The sequence below is a fragment of the Camelimonas abortus genome (assembly GCF_042432745.1).
In the GTDB taxonomy this organism is placed as follows: domain Bacteria; phylum Pseudomonadota; class Alphaproteobacteria; order Rhizobiales; family Beijerinckiaceae; genus Camelimonas; species Camelimonas abortus.
Genome location: NZ_JBHLWR010000006.1, coordinates 2,151,902 through 2,169,710 on the forward strand (window position 1 = coordinate 2,151,902; position 17,809 = coordinate 2,169,710).

Annotated in this window: 11 protein-coding genes; 6 read left to right on the plus strand and 5 right to left on the minus strand. The window is 71.4% G+C overall.

Annotated elements, in window-relative coordinates; translation table 11 throughout:
• The first annotated feature begins 302 nt into the window (after window positions 1–302).
• Together gltB and ACFFJB_RS11625 are read left to right on the plus strand one after the other, a co-directional pair.
• Window positions 303–5,075, plus strand: coding sequence for a glutamate synthase large subunit (gene gltB / locus ACFFJB_RS11620; protein ID WP_376831520.1), 4,773 nt, complete (start codon window positions 303–305; stop codon window positions 5,073–5,075).
• Between the two features lie 234 nt (window positions 5,076–5,309).
• Complete coding sequence (locus tag ACFFJB_RS11625) at window positions 5,310–6,725, plus strand: glutamate synthase subunit beta (RefSeq protein ID WP_376831521.1); 1,416 nt, start codon at window positions 5,310–5,312, stop codon at window positions 6,723–6,725.
• A gap of 100 nt (window positions 6,726–6,825) precedes the next feature.
• Here the strand turns inward: ACFFJB_RS11625 and ACFFJB_RS11630 are convergent, their stop codons facing one another.
• Window positions 6,826–8,106, minus strand: a complete 1,281-nt coding sequence (locus ACFFJB_RS11630) for a DUF459 domain-containing protein (protein ID WP_376831522.1) — start codon at window positions 8,104–8,106, stop codon at window positions 6,826–6,828.
• 382 nt (window positions 8,107–8,488) lie between these two features.
• On the opposite strand from ACFFJB_RS11630, the gene galU reads away from it, so the two are divergent.
• Together galU and ACFFJB_RS11640 are read left to right on the plus strand one after the other, a co-directional pair.
• Entirely contained in the window at window positions 8,489–9,364 is an 876-nt protein-coding gene (galU, locus tag ACFFJB_RS11635) for a UTP--glucose-1-phosphate uridylyltransferase GalU (RefSeq protein ID WP_376831523.1), read from the plus strand.
• Window positions 9,365–9,579: 215 nt separating this feature from the next.
• Window positions 9,580–10,602, plus strand: a complete 1,023-nt coding sequence (locus tag ACFFJB_RS11640) for a KpsF/GutQ family sugar-phosphate isomerase (RefSeq protein WP_376831524.1) — start codon at window positions 9,580–9,582, stop codon at window positions 10,600–10,602.
• A gap of 15 nt (window positions 10,603–10,617) precedes the next feature.
• Here the strand turns inward: ACFFJB_RS11640 and ACFFJB_RS11645 are convergent, their stop codons facing one another.
• The 3 genes from ACFFJB_RS11645 to hemH all read right to left on the minus strand — a co-directional run bounded on the left by ACFFJB_RS11645 (window position 10,618) and on the right by hemH (window position 13,349).
• Window positions 10,618–11,088 carry an NfeD family protein gene (locus ACFFJB_RS11645; protein WP_376831525.1) on the minus strand — a complete coding sequence of 157 codons (471 nt, stop codon included), beginning with the start codon at window positions 11,086–11,088 and terminating at the stop codon, window positions 10,618–10,620.
• 48 nt (window positions 11,089–11,136) lie between these two features.
• A complete protein-coding gene (locus tag ACFFJB_RS11650) occupies window positions 11,137–12,120 on the minus strand; it encodes an SPFH domain-containing protein (protein WP_376831526.1) in 984 nt (327 codons plus the stop codon).
• A 164-nt stretch (window positions 12,121–12,284) separates the two neighbouring features.
• Window positions 12,285–13,349: a ferrochelatase gene (gene hemH / locus ACFFJB_RS11655; protein ID WP_376831527.1), complete on the minus strand. Its 1,065-nt coding sequence runs from the start codon at window positions 13,347–13,349 to the stop codon at window positions 12,285–12,287.
• 268 nt (window positions 13,350–13,617) lie between these two features.
• On the opposite strand from hemH, the gene ACFFJB_RS11660 reads away from it, so the two are divergent.
• A complete protein-coding gene (locus ACFFJB_RS11660) occupies window positions 13,618–15,219 on the plus strand; it encodes a bifunctional metallophosphatase/5'-nucleotidase (protein WP_376831528.1) in 1,602 nt (533 codons plus the stop codon).
• 72 nt (window positions 15,220–15,291) lie between these two features.
• Window positions 15,292–16,050: a uracil-DNA glycosylase gene (locus ACFFJB_RS11665; RefSeq protein ID WP_376831529.1), complete on the plus strand. Its 759-nt coding sequence runs from the start codon at window positions 15,292–15,294 to the stop codon at window positions 16,048–16,050.
• A 73-nt stretch (window positions 16,051–16,123) separates the two neighbouring features.
• Here ACFFJB_RS11665 and ACFFJB_RS11670 read toward each other — a convergent pair whose 3' ends face one another.
• Window positions 16,124–17,620 carry a porin gene (locus ACFFJB_RS11670; RefSeq protein ID WP_376831530.1) on the minus strand — a complete coding sequence of 499 codons (1,497 nt, stop codon included), beginning with the start codon at window positions 17,618–17,620 and terminating at the stop codon, window positions 16,124–16,126.
• Window positions 17,621–17,809 lie beyond the last annotated feature (189 nt).

Here is a 17,809-nt window from a genome sequence, read left to right on the forward strand (position 1 = left end):
GGCCGGGACGGCGCTCTGGCGCGTCCGGCATCTCCAGGCGTCCTGTCAGCGGGGCGAATGGCGCAGCAATGGTCGCAGCCAAACGAAAAACCCTGGAGATTTCCATCCGCACCAGCGCGGATCGCTGACGCACGCGTGGCCTGACAGGATCATTGGGCCCGCGAGGAGCGGGCGCAAGGCCAGAGCGACCGACCCTCGATGACTGCCGCCTGTACGGACGCCCGGCGCGTTCCGGCGTGGCGATCTGGCCAGATCCGCCGTCTCCGGACGGCGCATGAGTTTCTAGTCGAGGGTCACCATCCATGCGCGACAACAACGGCCGCAAGGCCAGCCATAACGACATCGCCAGCGTGTCCGCAGCCTCCGGCGCCGCCCGCGCGGCCGGCAAAAGCGCCGACGCAGCGCCGCTGACGAACCGTCGCGCCATTGATCCGGGCTTCCCCGCCCCGTTCGGCCTCTACGACCCGGCCAACGAGCATGACAGCTGCGGCGTCGGCTTCGTCGCCGACATGCACAACCGCAAGTCGCACGACATCATCCGGCATGGCCTCGCCATCCTGCGCAATCTCGAGCACCGCGGCGCCGTGGGCGCTGACCCCAAGGCCGGCGACGGCTGCGGCATGCTGCTGCAGACCCCCCATGAGTTCTTCGCCGCCGTCGCTCCCGAGGCCGGCGTGAACCTGCCCGGCCCCGGCGACTACGCCGTCGGCCACATCTTCATGCCGCGCAATCCGGAAGCCCGCGCCGAAATCGAGGCCATTTTCGCCGAGCGCGCCCCGCAGGAGGGCCTCGTGCTGCTCGGCTGGCGCGACGTGCCGGTGGACAACTCCGGCCTCGGCTACAGCGTGCTGCCCACCGAGCCCTTCCACCGCCAGGTGTTCATCGGCAAGGGCCAGGGCATCGCCTCCGGCGAGGCCGGCGGCGACGAGTTCGAGCGTCGCCTCTACGTGCTGCGCAAGGTGGTCTCCAACATCGTCCATGACCGCAACGACCCGCGCATGGACGGCTTCTATGTGGTGAGCCTGTCGTCGCGCACCCTCATCTACAAGGGCATGCTGCTCTCCAACCAGCTGGGCGAGTACTACCGCGATCTCAACGATCCGCGCATGAAGTCCGCCGTCGCCCTGGTGCACCAGCGCTTCGCCACCAACACCTTCCCCACCTGGTCGCTGGCCCATCCGTACCGCATGGTCGCCCACAACGGCGAGATCAACACCGTGCGCGGCAACGTCAACTGGATGGCCGCCCGCCAGGCCTCCGTGTCCTCGCCGCTGTTCGGCGACGACATCGCCAAGCTGTGGCCGATCTCCTACGAGGGCCAGTCCGACACCGCCTGCTTTGACAACGCCCTCGAGTTCCTGGTGCGCGGCGGCTATTCGCTCGCCCACGCCATGATGATGCTCATCCCCGAGGCATGGGCCGGCAATCCGCTGATGGACGAGGAGCGGCGCGCCTTCTACGAGTATCACGCCGCGCTGATGGAGCCGTGGGACGGCCCCGCCGCCATCGCCTTCACCGACGGCCGCCAGATCGGCGCCACGCTGGACCGCAACGGCCTGCGTCCGGCCCGCTATTTCGTCACCCGCGACGGCCTCGTGGTCATGGCCTCCGAGATGGGCGTGCTGGAGTTCCCCGAGGAGGACATCGTCGAGAAGTGGCGCCTGCAGCCCGGCCGCATGCTGCTGATCGACCTCGAAAAGGGCCGCATCGTCTCCGACGAGGAGATCAAGAAGGAGCTCGCCACCAGCCACAATTACCGCGAGTGGCTGAAGCGCACCCAGATCATCCTTGAGGACCTGCCGCCGGTGGAGCCGCGCGCGCCGCGCGCCGACGTCTCCCTGCTCGACCGCCAGCAGGCGTTCGGCTACACGCAGGAAGACCTCAAGCTGATCCTTCCGCCCATGGCCATCACCGGCCAGGAGGCGGTGGGCTCCATGGGCACCGACACGCCGATCGCGCCGCTCTCGTCGCGTCCGCGTCCGCTGTTCAACTATTTCAAGCAGAACTTCGCCCAGGTCACCAACCCGCCGATCGACCCGATCCGCGAGGAGCTGGTGATGAGCCTGGTGTCGTTCATCGGCCCGCGCCCGAACATCCTCGACCACGAGGGCACGGCGCGCCTGAAGCGCCTTGAGGTGCGCCAGCCGGTGCTGACCAACGAGGACCTCGAGAAGATCCGCAACATCGGCGCGGTCGAGGACCAGTTCGACACCAAGACGCTGGACATCACGTACCCGGCCGAACAGGGCGCCGCGGGCATGGAGCAGGCGGTGGAGCGCCTGTGCGAGCGCGCCGAGGCGGCCGTGCGCGGCAAGTACAACATCATCGTGCTGTCTGACCGCCAGGTCGGCCCGGACCGCATCCCGATTCCGTCGCTGCTGGCCACCGCCGCCGTGCACCACCACCTGATCCGCAAGGGCCTGCGCACCTCGGTGGGCCTGGTGGTCGAGACGGGCGAGGCGCGCGAGGTACACCATTTCGCCTGCCTCGCCGGCTACGGCGCCGAGGCCATCAACCCCTATCTGGCCTTCGAGACCATCCTGGCGATGCACGCCCGCGGCGACTTCCCGCCGGAGGTGGACCGCAAGGAGGCGATCAAGCGCTACATCAAGGCCATCGGCAAGGGGCTGCTGAAGGTCATGTCCAAGATGGGCATTTCGACCTACCAGTCCTACTGCGGCGCCCAGATCTTCGACGCCGTCGGCCTGTCGAGCGGGTTCGTCGCCCGCTACTTCACCGGCACCGCCACGCCGATCGAGGGCGTGGGCCTCGCCGAGGTGGCCGAGGAGACCGCCCGCCGTCACCGCGACGCCTTCGGCAACGCGCCGGTCTATCTCAACGCCCTTGACGTGGGCGGCGACTACGCCGTGCGCGTGCGCGGCGAGACGCACGCCTGGGACGCCGACAGCGTGCGCGACCTGCAGCATGCGGTGCGCGGCAACGCCCGCGACAAGTACCGGGCCTTCGCACGGCGCATCAACGAGCAGGGCGAGCGGCTGCTCACCATCCGCGGCCTGTTCGGCATCCGCACGGCCGAAGAGGATGGCCGCAAGCCCGTGCCGCTGGAGGAAGTGGAGCCGGCCTCCGCCATCGTCCGCCGCTTCTCCACCGGCGCCATGTCGTTCGGCTCGATCTCGCGCGAGGCGCACACCACCCTCGCCATCGCCATGAACCGGATCGGCGGCAAGTCGAACACCGGCGAGGGCGGCGAGGAGGCGGACCGCTTCCGGCCGCTGCCGAACGGCGACTCCATGCGCTCGGCCATCAAGCAGGTGGCGTCCGGCCGCTTCGGCGTGACCACCGAGTATCTGGTCAACTCCGACATGATCCAGATCAAGATGGCCCAGGGCGCCAAGCCCGGCGAAGGCGGCCAGCTGCCCGGCCACAAGGTGGACGCGGTCATCGCCCGCTGCCGCCACTCCACGCCGGGCGTCGGCCTGATCTCGCCGCCGCCGCACCATGACATCTATTCGATCGAGGATCTGGCGCAGCTGATCCACGACCTGAAGAACGTCAACCCGCAGGCGGCCATTTCGGTGAAGCTGGTGTCCGAGATCGGCGTCGGCACCGTCGCCGCCGGCGTGGCCAAGGCGCGCGCCGACCATGTGACCATCTCGGGCTTTGAGGGCGGCACCGGCGCCTCGCCGCTGACCTCCATCAAGCACGCCGGCTCGCCGTGGGAGATCGGCCTCGCCGAGACGCACCAGACGCTGGTGGCCTCCGGCCTGCGCAGCCGCATCGCCGTGCAGGTGGACGGCGGCCTGCGCACCGGCCGCGACGTGGTGATCGGCGCCCTGCTCGGCGCCGACGAGTTCGGCTTCGCCACCGCGCCGCTGATCGCCGCCGGCTGCATCATGATGCGCAAGTGCCACCTCAACACCTGCCCGGTTGGCGTCGCCACCCAGGATCCGGTGCTGCGCAAGCGCTTCGTCGGCCAGCCCGAGCACGTCATCAACTACTTCTTCTTCGTCGCCGAGGAAGTGCGCGAGCTGATGGCGGCCATGGGCTACCGCACCTTCGACGAGATGATCGGCCAGATGCAGATGCTGGACCGTCGCCGCGTCGAGGCGCACTGGAAGACCCAGGGGCTCGACTTCAGCCGCCTGTTCCACAAGCCGCAGGCGGACAGCCCGCTGGCCATCCGCCACAGCGAGGCGCAGGACCACCACCTCGGGCAGGTGCTGGACCGCAAGCTGATCGCCGCCGCCCAGCCCGCCCTCGAGCGCGGCGAGCGGGTGGAGATCGAGATGCGCACCTGCAACGTCGACCGCTCCACCGGCGCCATGCTCTCGGGCGAGGTCGCCCGCCGCCATGGCCACGACGGCCTGCCGGACGACACCATTCACATCCGCCTCACGGGCACCGCGGGCCAGTCCTTCGGCGCCTGGCTGGCGGCTGGCGTCACCCTTGACCTCACCGGCGAGGCCAATGACTACGTCGGCAAGGGCCTCTCGGGCGGCCGCATCATCGTGCGCCCGCCGGCCAACGCGGGCATCGTGCCGGAGAAGTCGATCATCGTCGGCAACACGGTGCTGTACGGCGCCATCGCCGGCGAGTGCTTCTTCCGGGGCGTCGCCGGCGAACGCTTCGCCGTGCGCAACTCGGGCGCCATCGCGGTGGTCGAGGGCACCGGCGACCATGGCTGCGAGTACATGACCGGGGGCGTCGTGGTGGTGCTCGGCCCGACCGGGCGCAACTTCGCGGCCGGCATGTCCGGCGGCGTGGCCTATGTGCTCGACGAGACCGGCGACTTCGCCAGCCGTTGCAACCTCTCCATGGTCGAACTCGAGCCCGTGCCCGAGGAGGAGGAGCTCATGGAGGAGACGCAGGGCCAGGGCGGCGACCTGGAGTTCAAGGGCCGCGTCGACGTGCTCTCGAACATGACCGGCCGCGACGCCGTACGCCTGCGCCAGCTGATCGGCGATCATTACCGCTACACCGGCTCCGCCCGGGCGAAGGAGATCCTCGACAACTGGGCCGGCTACCTGCCCAAATTCGTCAAGGTGATGCCGGTCGAGTACCGCCGCGCGCTCGAGGCCTTCGGTCAGGCGCCGCGCCGCATCGCCGCGGAATGACGGCAAACCGCGCAGGCGCACGCCTGCGCGCCTGGCGCGCCGTCCGCGGCCGCCAGGCCCCATGGAGAGGCTCGCGGCGGGCGCGCCGCCCTCTCCGGCGTCTTCCGGCGCGGGGCCCCGCCCCGGCCGGATCGCGATCAGGACAGGGCGGTTTCTGTCGCACGAGATGCGAACAGGGCCGCTGAGCGCAACGCGCCGCGGCTCCGCGCCGCCCGGAAAAGGCAAACGCACGTTATGGGCAAGGTTACCGGCTTTCTCGAAATCGACCGGCAGGACCGCAAGTACCGGCCTGCCTCTGACCGCATCCGTCACTACCGGGAGTTCGTCATCCCGCCGTCAGAGCCGGCGCTGCGCGAGCAGGCGGCCCGGTGCATGGACTGCGGCATCCCGTTCTGCCACAACGGCTGCCCCGTCAATAACCAGATCCCGGACTGGAACGACCTCGTCTACAACGGCGACTGGGAGACGGCGCTGGCCAACCTGCACAGCACCAACAACTTCCCGGAGTTCACCGGCCGCATCTGCCCCGCCCCGTGCGAGGCCTCGTGCACGCTCAACCTCATCGACGCCCCGGTGACCATCAAGAGCATCGAGTGCGCCATCATTGACCACGGCTGGGAGAAGGGTCTGGTGCAGCCGCAGCCGCCGGCCGTGAAGACCGGCCGGCGCGTCGCCATCATCGGCTCCGGCCCCGCCGGCCTCGCCGCCGCCCAGCAGCTCGCCCGCGCCGGCCACGACGTGCACGTGTACGAGAAGAACGCCCGACCCGGCGGCCTGCTGCGCTACGGCATTCCGGACTTCAAGCTGGAGAAGCGCCACATCGACCGCCGCATCGAGCAGATGCGCGCCGAGGGCGTGAACTTCCACTGCAACGTCCATGTCGGCGTCGACGTGACCATCGACGAGATTCTCTCCGACCATGACGCGGTGATCCTGGCCGGCGGCTCCGAGAAGCCCCGCGACCTGCAGGCGCCCGGCCGCGAGCTCGACGGCGTGCACTTCGCCATGGAGTTCCTGCCGCAGCAGAACCGCCGCGTCTCGGGAGAGAACACCGGCGGCAAGCCGATCCTCGCCACCGGCAAGCATGTGGTGGTGATTGGCGGCGGCGACACCGGCTCTGACTGCATCGGCACCTCGGTGCGCCAGGGCGCGCTCTCGGTGACGCAGCTGGAGATCATGCCGCAGCCGCCGGTGAAGGAGAACAAGCTGCTCACCTGGCCCGACTGGCCGATGAAGCTGCGCACCTCCAGCAGCCATGAGGAAGGCTCCGAGCGCGCCTTCTCGGTGTCCACCACCGGCTTCACCGGCGAGAACGGGGTTGTGAAGGCGGTGAAGTGCGTGCGCGTCGGCCCCGACTTCAAGCCCATTCCGGGCACGGAGTTCGAGCTGAAGGCCGACCTGGTGCTGCTGGCCATGGGTTTCGTGCAGCCGGTGCACGAGGGCATGCTCGACAGCCTCGGCGTCGCCTATGATCCGCGCGGCAACGTCGCCGCCGACGTCATCAGCTACAAGACCTCGAAGGAGAAGGTCTTCGCCGCCGGCGACATGCGCCGCGGCCAGTCGCTGGTGGTGTGGGCGATCCGCGAGGGCCGCCAGTGCGCCCGCGCCGTGGACCAGTACCTGATGGGCCACAGCGACCTGCCGCGCTGACGCCGGCGGGAAGGCGCCCGCGGCGCCCCTCCGCCGCCTGCAATCACGGGCCTGTCCGGGCGGACCGGACAGGCCCGTCGCATTTTCAGCGCCGGAAAGGTCAGCCGCCGCCGCGCGGCCAGCGAAAATCGTCAGCCCGGCCGGGCGCCGGCGGCGGCGGAATACCCTCCCCCAGCGCGCGCCGCGCCAGGCCGTCGGCGTCGCGCATGGCGTCCGCGCCCTGGGAGACGAGGCGCGCGCCCGGCGTGGCCTGCAGCCGGCCCAGCGGCAGCACCGGCCCCACGGCCGGACGTTCCGGCGGCTTTTCCCCCGCGCCGTCGGGCGCCGCCGTCGCCACCGGCGGCGGAGGGGGCCCGGGCAGGGCGAACGGATCGGCGATCGCCGGCGACGGCGGCGCATGGCGGGCGGCCAGCAGCCGGCGCGCCTCCAGGGCGATGAAATGGGCGAGCTTGCGCGCGCCCGCGCGGGTCAGGGCGCCGTCGCCGTCCTCGCGCAGCCGCGCCGTCTCGCCAGTCACCGTCGGCCCCCAGGCGGTGAAGCGGCCGTCGTCGTCGGCGAAGGCCGCCCAGGCGTCGGCGAAGCCGCCGCCGGTTTTCTGCGCCGCCGCCTTGAGCGCCCCGTTCACCGTCGCGGCCCGCGCCGGAGCCTCCGCCGAGGGAACCGGCGGCAACCCCACCCAGACCACCGGCGCGCCGCGGGCCTGAAGCCGCGCCGCCGCATCCTCCACGAGGGCGCGCAGCCGCTCGCCGTCCAGCCGGGCCCATTCCGGCCGCGCCTCGATCACCACCACCGCCTCCTGCCCCTGGCCGGCCAGTTCGGCCGGCAGCGGGGCGAGCAGCGCGGCGGCGTCCGCGGGCGTCTCGCGCGGCGCCCGCAGCGGCCGCACCCCGACGATCGGCCGGTCGGCGAAGGCCGCCTCCAGCCCCTCGGCGAGGCGGGACGGACCGGGCGCGGCGATGAGATAGACGAATTCCGTGCGCGTCACCTGCGGGCGAACCGGCGCCGGGCGCGGCGCGGCGCGGACGCGCCGCGGCGGCTCCGCCCGCTCGCGCCGCCGGTACGCCGGCGGGGCGGCCGGCTGCTGGGCGCGTCCGCCGCCGAACAGGGTTTCAAGAAAACCGCGCTGGCGGGGCGGCTCATAGGCAGGCGCGCGCCGGTACTGCGGCGGCCGCGACGCCGGCGTCCGCCGGGTGAACAGCGGCTGGCGCAGGTCCATGTCCAGCGCCGTCGCGGGGCCGACAAGGGCCACGCCGCGCCCGCCGCCAGGCGGCTGCGGCGCCGGAGCGACCAGCAACGCCACGCCGGCCGCCATGACCAGCGCCATGCGCCGCGCCGCGCGCCGGGCGCGGCGACGCGGCTTCTGCTGCTGTTGCGACGCCATCCCCCGTTTCTCCCTGACGCGGTCCCCGGCCCCGCCGGCCGTGACCACAGCGCGCAAGATAGCATGCGCCGGCCGCGCGTCGCCATGCGCGGCGCGCCGGCGGATCTTCCGCGGCCCCGGCGCGTTGTCCACGCCGGGCGGGCGCAACCGGAGCCGCCGCCATCGATTGGTCACAACCAGCCGCCCAGATAGGATGCGCCGGCCCGGGACGCCGGGGCGCCGGGGCGCGGGCCCTTCCGGCCGCGCGGCGGGACGGGCGCGAGACCGCAGCAGGGCCCCATGCGCCGCAGGCCGCCCTTGTAACCTGGGCTTCACAGTGACACTTCTGTACGTGTGACGCGTCCCCGGACTTCCTCCAGACGGAACAACTCCAGGAACTTTCATGCCGAAACCGATCCGCAAAGCCGTATTCCCGGTCGCAGGCCTTGGCACCCGCTTCCTGCCGGCGACGAAAGCGATGCCCAAGGAAATGCTGACAGTGGTGGATCGTCCGGTGATCCAGCACGCCGTCGACGAGGCGCGCGCCGCGGGCATTGAACACTTCATCTTCGTGACCGGCCGCAACAAGGGCGTCATCGAAGATCATTTCGACAGCCAGTTCGAGCTGGAGCGCACCCTGGAGGAGCGCGGCAAGCTGAAGGAGCTGGAGCAGCTGCGCGCCGAACTGCCCGGCGCCGGACAGACCAGCTTCACCCGCCAGCAGGCCCCGCTCGGCCTGGGGCATGCGGTGTGGTGCGCCCGCGAGATCGTCGGCGACGAGCCCTTCGCCCTGGTGCTGCCGGACATGCTGCACTTCGGCGAGACGCCCTGCCTCGCCCGGATGCGCGACGCCTATGACCGCGTCGGCGGCAACATCATCTCGGTTTATGAGGTGCCGGCGGACCAGGCGCACCAGTACGGCATCGTCGGCGTGGAGGCGGAGCGCGACGGCGTTTACCCCGTCACCCGGATGGTGGAGAAGCCGAAGCCCGGAACCCAGCCCTCCAACCTCGCCATTTCCGGCCGCTACATCCTGCAGCCGGAGATCTTCGCGCTGCTGGAGAAACAGGAGCGCGGGGCGGGCGGCGAAATCCAGCTCACCGACAGCATGATCCAGCTGTCCGCCAGCCAGCCGTTCTACGCCGCCCGCTTTGACGGCGAGATCCACGACTGCGGCTCCAAGCTCGGCTTCCTGATGGCCAACGTGTCCTACGCCCTGTCGCGCTCCGACCTCTCCGACAGGTTCCGCGCCGAACTCCAGCGCATGCTGTCGCGCTGACGCGATCGCCGGTCCACGCGCGGCCTGCGACGCGGCGGCCGTGCCCCCGGATTTGCGTCCCGGGGCGGTCGCGTCTATTTATCCGGCGTTATGCGGCCCGCCGCCCCCGGGCGCCTTGCGGGCTCCCCCTGCGATCTGGCCCTGACGGCCAGACGCGCCGGCCGCGTCGCCGCGCGCCCCAGGCGACGGCGGCTGGCCCAACCGATCCTGACGCCATGACCGTCACCAGCTCTCCGGCCATTTCCGCGTCCGACGCGGCGCTCACTGACGCGGCCCGCGCCGACGTCGCTTCGGCGCTGCGCACCGTCGCCGCCGAACGCGCCGCCCTTGACGCGCTGGCCGCCGCCTTCGCCAACGGTCTTGGCGCGCCCTTCGCCCGGGCCGTGGCCATGATCCGCGCCAGCCGCGGCCGGCTGATCATCACCGGCATGGGCAAATCCGGCCACGTGGGGCGCAAGATCGCCGCCACCATGGCCTCCACCGGCACGCCCGCCTATTTCGTGCACCCCGCCGAGGCCAGCCATGGCGACCTCGGCATGGTGCAGCCGGAGGACGTGATTCTCGCCATGTCGTGGTCCGGCGAGACCACCGAACTGTCCGACATCATCGCCTATTCGCGGCGCTTCCGCATTCCGCTGCTGGCCCTCACCTCGCGGCCGGATTCGACCCTCGCCCGCCAGGCGGATCTCGCCCTCATCCTGCCGGCGGTGGACGAGGCCTGCCCCAACGGCATGGCGCCCACCAGCTCCACCACGCTGCAGATGGTGACGGGCGACGCCCTCGCCATCGCCCTGCTGGAGGGGCGCGGCTTCACCCGCCAGGATTTCCGCGTCTATCACCCGGGCGGCAAGCTCGGGGCCCAGCTCCGCACGGTGCGGGAGATCATGCACACCGGCGCCCGCCTGCCGGTGGTGCGCGACGACGCCATCCTCTCTGAAGCGATCGCCGAGATCTCCACCAAGGGCTTCGGCTGCGTGCTGGTGGTGGACGGCGAGGGCCGGCTCGCCGGCATCATCACCGACGGCGACCTGCGCCGGAACTTCCGCCCTGACATGGGCTCGGCCCCGGTGACCGGGATCATGACCCGCAATCCGCGCACCGTTACGCCGGACACGCTGCTGGCCAGCGCCCTCGAGATGCAGGAGCGCAGCAAGATCACCGCCCTGGTGGTGATGGAGAACGGCCGGATCGCCGGCCTGGTGCACTATCTCGACCTGCTGCGCGCCGGCGTCGCCTGACGCGCGGGCCCCTTCTCACGCCTCTGGCGGAGTCCCGGGCGTCTGCGCCAGCTCCACCACCAGCGTCACGCCCTCGACGCCGGCGACGCGCATCAGGGTTCCGGCCGGCGCGTCCGGACCCGTGACGCGCCAGATGGTGTCGTCGATGCGCACGCTGCCGCCGCGCCCGTTCACCACCGGCTCGCGCAGCGGCGCCAGGCGCCCCGCCAGCGCCGCGGCGCGGCGGTTCAGCACGGCGGTCCGGCCGTCGTCATCATCGCCGGCGCTCCGCGTCAGCCAGCGGCCGGCCAGAACCGAGATCACGCTGAAAGCGCAGAACAGGCCGGCGGCCGCCTGCCAGCCAAGATCAAACCACAGGCCGCACGCCCCGGCCCCCAGCGCCGCAAGGCCGAACCACAGCAGACAGACGCCCGGGGCCATCACCTCCAGGGCCACCAGCAGCAACCCGCCGGCAAGCAACGCCCAACCTGTTCCATTCTCCGGCATGTGTCTTCCACCCGCCCGTCGCGGCGGCGCAGGGCGCGCCGCGCCTGATCACACCCGCGGCGCCGTCGGCGGCGTCCGGCGCGGCCGCTCGCCCGCGCCCTCGCCGCCGGCCGCCGGCCGCGTGATTTCCGCAATGCCGGCGAGCGCGCCGATCAGGCCGGCGGAATCATAGGGCGTCACGATGATCTTCTGGTTCGGCGACTGCGCCAGGGCGCGGAACGCCTCAATATATTTCTCCGCCACCAGGAAGTTGACCGCGGCCGGGTCGCCGGCGGCGATGGCCCCGGAAATCATGCGGGTGGCGGCGGCCTCGGCTTCGGCCTGGCGCTCGCGCGCCTCGGCGTCGCGGAAGGCGGCCTCGCGGCGGCCCTCGGCCGCCAGGATCTGCGCCTGCTTCTCGCCCTCGGCGCGCAGGATCGCCGCCTGACGCAGGCCCTCCGCCTCCAGAATGCTGGCGCGCTTTTCGCGCTCGGCGCGCATCTGGCGGGTCATGGCGTCGGCGATGGCCGGCGGCGGCTGGATGTCCTTGATCTCGATGCGGGTGACCTTCACCCCCCACGGAGCGGCGGCCTCGTCCATCACCCGCAGCAGCCGCTCGTTGATCTCGTCGCGGTGGGAGAGCAGCTCGTCCAGATCCATGGAGCCGACCACGGTGCGGATGTTGGTCATGGTCAGCGTCAGCAGCGCCACCGGCAGGTTGAACACCTCATAGGCGGCGCGCGGCGCGTCGAGGATCTGGAAAAACGCCGCCGCGTCGATGCTGACGCTGGCGTTGTCGCGGGTGATCGCCTCCTGGCCGGGAATGTCGAGCACCTGCTCCATCATGTTCATGCGGTGGCCGATGCGCTCGACATAGGGAATGATCAGGCCAAGGCCCGGTCCCAGCGTGCGCGAGTAGCGGCCGAAACGCTCCACCGTGAAGGCGTAGCCCTGCGGCACGGTGCGCACGCCGGCGATCACCGTGACGATGGCCAGGATGGCCAGCGCGATCATGAAAATGCTGAAGCCCGAAAGCACCGTCGTCCCGTCCATGCGGCCCTCCCGCGCCCCGCTGCCCGCCCCCACGCCTGCGGCGCGACGCCATAGGGCGCGCGGGAGCGGCGCGACAGCGCCATTTACGGAGGGTAACGCGTTTGCGGACGGGCGCAACCGCACGGGCCGGCGCAGACGGCGGCGCGGCGGCGGCCGCTCCTGCCTCAGATCCAGCCCTGCAGCTCGCGCAGCACGATGCGGCGCAGCATCTCGCCGTTTTCGGGGCTGTCGTTGAGACAGGGGATGGCGGCGTACTGCTCGCCGCCGTTCTCGCGGAAATAACCGGCGTTCTCGACGCCGATCTCCTCCAGCGTCTCCAGGCAGTCGGCGGCGAAACCCGGCGTCACCACGGCGAGGCGCTTCACGCCGCTGCGGGCCAGGGCGATGATGGTCTCGTCCGTATAGGGGCGCAGCCACTCGTCCTTGCCGAACCGCGACTGGAAGCTCATGCGGAACCGCTCCTCCGGCAGCCCCATGGCCTCGCGCAACAGCCGCCAGGTGGCGTGGCACTGGCAGTAATAGGGGTCGCCTTTCAGCAGGCAGTCCTTCGGCGTGCCGTGGAACGAGGCGAGAATCACCTCTGGCTCGAAGTCGAGCTGCGCCAGATGTTTTTTCAGCGAGGCGGCGACCGCCCCGATATAGGCCGGATCGGCGTAATAGGGCGGAACCGCGCGGATGGCCGGCTGCCAGCGCATTTTCATCAGCGCGCGGAACGCGTGATCCATGGCGGTGGCCGTGGTGGCCGCGGCGTACTGCGGATAGAGCGGAACCAGCAGGATGCGGTCGCAGCCCTGCTGCTGCAACGCCTTCAGCCGGTCCTCGATGGCGGGATGGCCGTAGCGCATCGCCCAGTCGACGACGATGCGGCCGTCCACTCCGGCCAGAGCCGCGGCGAGCTGCTCCGTCTGGGCCCGGGTGATGGTTTTCAGCGGGCTCTCGTTCCGCTGCGTGTTCCAGATGGAGGCGTAGTCGCGCCCCTTGGCGGCCGGACGCCGGGTCAGGATGATGAAATTGAGGACCGGCCACCAGATGAGCCGCGAGGTCTCGATGACGCGCCGGTCAGACAGGAATTCCTTGAGATAGCGGCGCATCGACCAGTAGTCAGTGCCCTCGGGCGTGCCAAGATTCAGCAGCAGCACGCCGATTCGGCCGCTCTGCACGGGCGGATGGTCCGTCGGCTTGTGCGGGGAGAGGCCGTTGCCGGCCCCGGCGGTGGCGACGCTCGTCATGGATATGGTCTGTGCCCCGTAACCGGCGGCGAGGCCGGCGAAAATGGATGGAACAGGCGCGGAGCCTGCAGCCGGACGCCGGAACCGGCGGCCGGACCGTCTCCGGGCGGCGCCGGCCCTGGCGCCAGAACCGGGCCGCGCCACTCCTTTAGCGGAGACGCAGGCCAGGCGACAGGGCGGGGACTCGCGTCCGCCGTTCCCGGACGGGCCGGCCGGCGACGGCGCGGGGACGCTTCATATAACAGGTTGCGGGGCTGGAGGGAAAACCATGGGTGAGATAACGCGTCGCGGCGCGATCGGCGCGCTGGCGCTGCCGTTCGCCATGACGCAGGCGCAGGCCGCGCAGACGCCGGCCGCGCCGGCGGAGGAGGGGCCGCGCCCGGCCTTCTCCTTCGTTCTGGTCAACGACATCTACCGCGTGAACGCCGAAGACGGCCGCGGCGGCTACGCCCGCCTCGCCGCCGTGGTGAAGGCGGAACGCGCCCGCGGCGTCCCCATGCTGTTCGTCCACGCCGGCGACGCCTTCTCCCCGTCCCTGCTCTCCGGCTTCGACCAGGGCGCGCATGTGGTGGCGCTCACCAACCTGCTGCAGCCGGACGCCTTCACGCCGGGCAACCACGAGTTCGACTTCGGTCCCGAGGTTTACGCGAAACGGGTGAGCGAGGCGCGCTTTCCCTTCTTCGCCGCCAACATGCGCGACGCCCGCGGCCGGCCGCTGCCGGGCCACGCCGACCGGCGCATCTTCACCCTGGGCGGATATCGCGTCGGTCTGACCGGGATCACGCTCAGCGACATTCCCATGCAGTCCAACGCCGGCGACCTCACCTTCGCGCCGGTCATGGAGACGCTGGAGGAGCAGGCGGCGCTGCTGCGCAGGGAGGGCGCGCAGTTCGTCGTCGCCCTCACCCACACCGACCGCGACACCGACCTGCGCATCATCCGCTCCGGCCTGGTGGACCTGCTGCTCACCGGCCACGTGCACGACCTGTTCATCTACTGGGACGAACAGACCGCCGCGGTGGAGTCCTCCCACGACGCCAATTACGTCACGACGGTGGACGTCCATGTGGAGCCGGGCGACCGGGGCGGGCGCCTGCGCTGGAGCCCGGACTTCCGCATCCACGACACGCTGCGCGTCGCCCCCGACCCGCAGATGCAGGCCCAGGTGGACGCCCTGGAGCAGGAGCTGTCGCAGTCGCTTGACGTCGCACTCGCCGTGCTCGGAGGCGAGCTGGACACCCGCGCCGCCAGCGTGCGCTATCGCGAGGCCACCGGCGGCGATCTGGTGGCGGACGCGATCCGCGAGATGTCAGGCGCGGACGTGGCCATCGTCAACGGCGGCTCCATCCGCGGCGACCGGGTCTATCCGGCCGGGGCGACGCTCACCCGCCGCGACATCCTCACCGAACTGCCCTTCGGCAACCGCACCGTGGTGGTGAAGGCCAGCGGCGCCACGCTGAAAAAGGCGCTGGAAAACGGCTTCTCCCGCCTCGACGCCCGCGCCGGGCGCTTCCCGCAGATCTCGGGCATGCGGGTGACCGTGGACCCGTCGCGCCCCGCCGGCGACCGGGTGACCAGCCTTGAGATCGGCGCCCGCCCGGCAGGTCCGGCCGACGCCTACAGCGTCGCCATCAACGACTACATGCTGCGCGGCGGCGACGGCTACGGCATGTTCGCCACCGACGACGGGCGCGGCGTCGACGCCGGCAACCGCCTGCTGGCCAGCGACGTGATGGCATGGCTGCGCCGCAAGGGCCGCTTCACGCCCCGCCTCGACGGACGCATCCGCATCGAAACGGGGCCGGCGGCCAGGGCGGACAGCGCCGCCGGAGCGGCCGCGGACACGGCGGCGCGCGGGCCGGCGCGATGACGCGCGCCGTCCCTGCCGCGGCGGGCGCGAATGGCGGTTCCGTCCGCCGCCGCGCCGGCGTAGAGAAGCGCCATGACCGACGCATCGCCCGCCGCCCGCGCCACGCCCGCCAGCTATCAGGACGCCGTCGCCCGCTTCATGGCGGAGACCGCTGACGGCTGGGCGGACCTTGCGTTCTTCCGTTCCGGCGCCGCCGCCAGGGCGGCCGCGCGCGCCGACGCCCGCCGCGCCGCCGGCGCCGTCGTGCTGCCCGCGCCCGGGAGCCTGCTGACGGCGCTGCGGCTCACGCCCCTCCATGCGGTGCGGGCGGTGATTCTCGGCCAGGATCCCTATCCCACTCCCGGCGACGCCCACGGCCTCGCCTTTTCCGTGCGGCGCAGCGGACCGCCGCCGCGCTCCCTCGCCAACATCTTCCGCGAGCTGACGGACGATCTGGGCGTCCCCCCGCCCGCCGGCGGCGACCTCAGCGGCTGGGCGCGCCAGGGCGTGCTGCTGCTCAACATGGCGCTTACGGTGGAGGCCGGCGCCGCCGGCGCCCATCGCGGCTGGGGCTGGGAGGCGCTGGCGGCGGAGGCGGTCACCACCCTCGCCGCCGGCAGGAAACCGGTGGCGTTCGTGCTGTGGGGCGCTGACGCGCGCCGCATGGCGGGGCTGGCGCGCGCCCATGATCCCGCCGGCGCGACGCACCTGGTGATCGAGAGCGCCCACCCCTCGCCGCTCTCGGCGCGCCGCGGCTTTTTCGGCTCGCGGCCGTTTTCCCGCGTCAACGCCTTTCTGGAGCAGGCCGGACGGGGCGCCGTCGACTGGAGCCGGAGCGGCGACGGCGCCTGACGGCGGGGCGCGGACGGACGACGGCCTGCGCGGCGTTTCGCCGGCGCAGGCCGTCGCGCGCTTCCGGTCCGGATCAGAAGCTGCGCTGGATCTGCAGCCTTGCGTTCCAGCCGTTTTCCTGGCGAGGCGTCCAGGCGACGCGGCTGGCCTCCACGGCCGGCCGGCTGTTGCGCAGCCGGGTCCACGCCACCTCGCCGCTGACGAACAGGTCCTTCACCGGCTCCCAGTCCAGCCGCGTGCCGACGGCCAGCACGCCATTGCCGGGGATGGGCCCGGCGAAACCACCCGCCGTCCCCATGCCGGCGGTGAGGCCGCGGCCGTAGCTGACGCGACCGTAACCGGCGAACACGCTCTGGGCGAAATCCGGCCGCCAGTAGTGCTGCAGGGCGGCCACCGCCGACCAGCTCCGCGACAGGCGCAGCTGTCCGTCCGGCCCCACCAGGGCGTCGGCTGACCAGGCGGTGATCTTGCCGAACTGGTTGCCGTTCAGCGTGTCGAAGCCAAGCGGCGCGGCGCCTGTGTAGCTGAGGGCGCCCCTGCCCCACGCCGCCTGCAGCCACAGACGGTCGCCGTCGCCCAGCGCCGGCAGGTTCAGCATCACGCCCGCCTGGACGGCGCCGCCATATTTGCCCGCTGGCCCATGGCCGGCGACGATCGCGCCGTTCCCGTCCCGCACCGTGCCGCGGACGTCGAGACGCCGCAGCGCGCCGGAGAACTGCAGCGCGCCCCAGGAGCGGTCCAGACGCAGGGCGGCGACCACGTCCGGCATCGTGTCCCGCTGGCGCACGTCGACCCGGCCGAAAATGGGGCGGCCGTCGGGGCCGGCGCCAAGCGGGACCAGCGCCACCGGCGTCGCGCCCGGCGTCCAGCCGTCCGGCGACCAGGAGCCGTCGGCGTGAACGGCGCCCGACCAGGCGACGGGCCGGCGCCGCCAGATCCCGTCCTCGGCGGACAGCGTCAGCGACCAGCCCTTGCTGAGACCGAAGGTCCACGCCAGCAGGTTGACGGGCGAGGCGTCTGACGCCGGCGTGGCGCCGAGCATCTCGACGTCATGGGCGTAAAATTCGAAGAAGCTCGACGCCCGGCCGGCGGTGAGCCCGCCGAACTGGATGAACGCCCGGCTGACGTCGACGCCCTTCTGGGCCTTGCCCCAGGTGTCGACGCCGGTCGCGCCGAAACCGGAGCCAAGCCGCGCCTTGTCGCCGCTGACGCCCGTTCCGGTGAGACTGCTGATGTCGAAACGGACGAAGGTCCGCAGCGCGCCCCAGTCGGTGCTGGTGCGCGCGTCGGCGTCGATGCGGCCGGTGACGATGACGCCATAGCGGCTGGAGGCGCCGCGTTCCTGCGGCGTCGTCATGGTCGCATTGGCCTCCACCATGCCGCCGATGCGCAGGCATGTGTCGGAGCCGGGTATGGCGAAAAAGCCGCCGCCATGCTCGGAACAGGCGCGCACCGCCTGTTCCGCCGGCGCGCCGCCATACGGCCCGGACGGCAGGTCGGCCGCCATCGCCCCAGACGCCCAGGCGAGCGGGCCGCCGCCCGCGACCCCCGCCAGGGCAATGGCTGTCAATTGTAAATTCCTGCAAATATTCATTGTGACACACACCCATAAAATACATTTATTTTCAGAAAGAAAAATTTATAATTCTTACAGATATAATTACTGTTTGTGGACAATACAGATATTTCCGGAAAGCGGCCGCGCGGCGGCGTAGCGCACAACGCGGAAACAGCGTTACGGCCCATCCATTACGTTTCG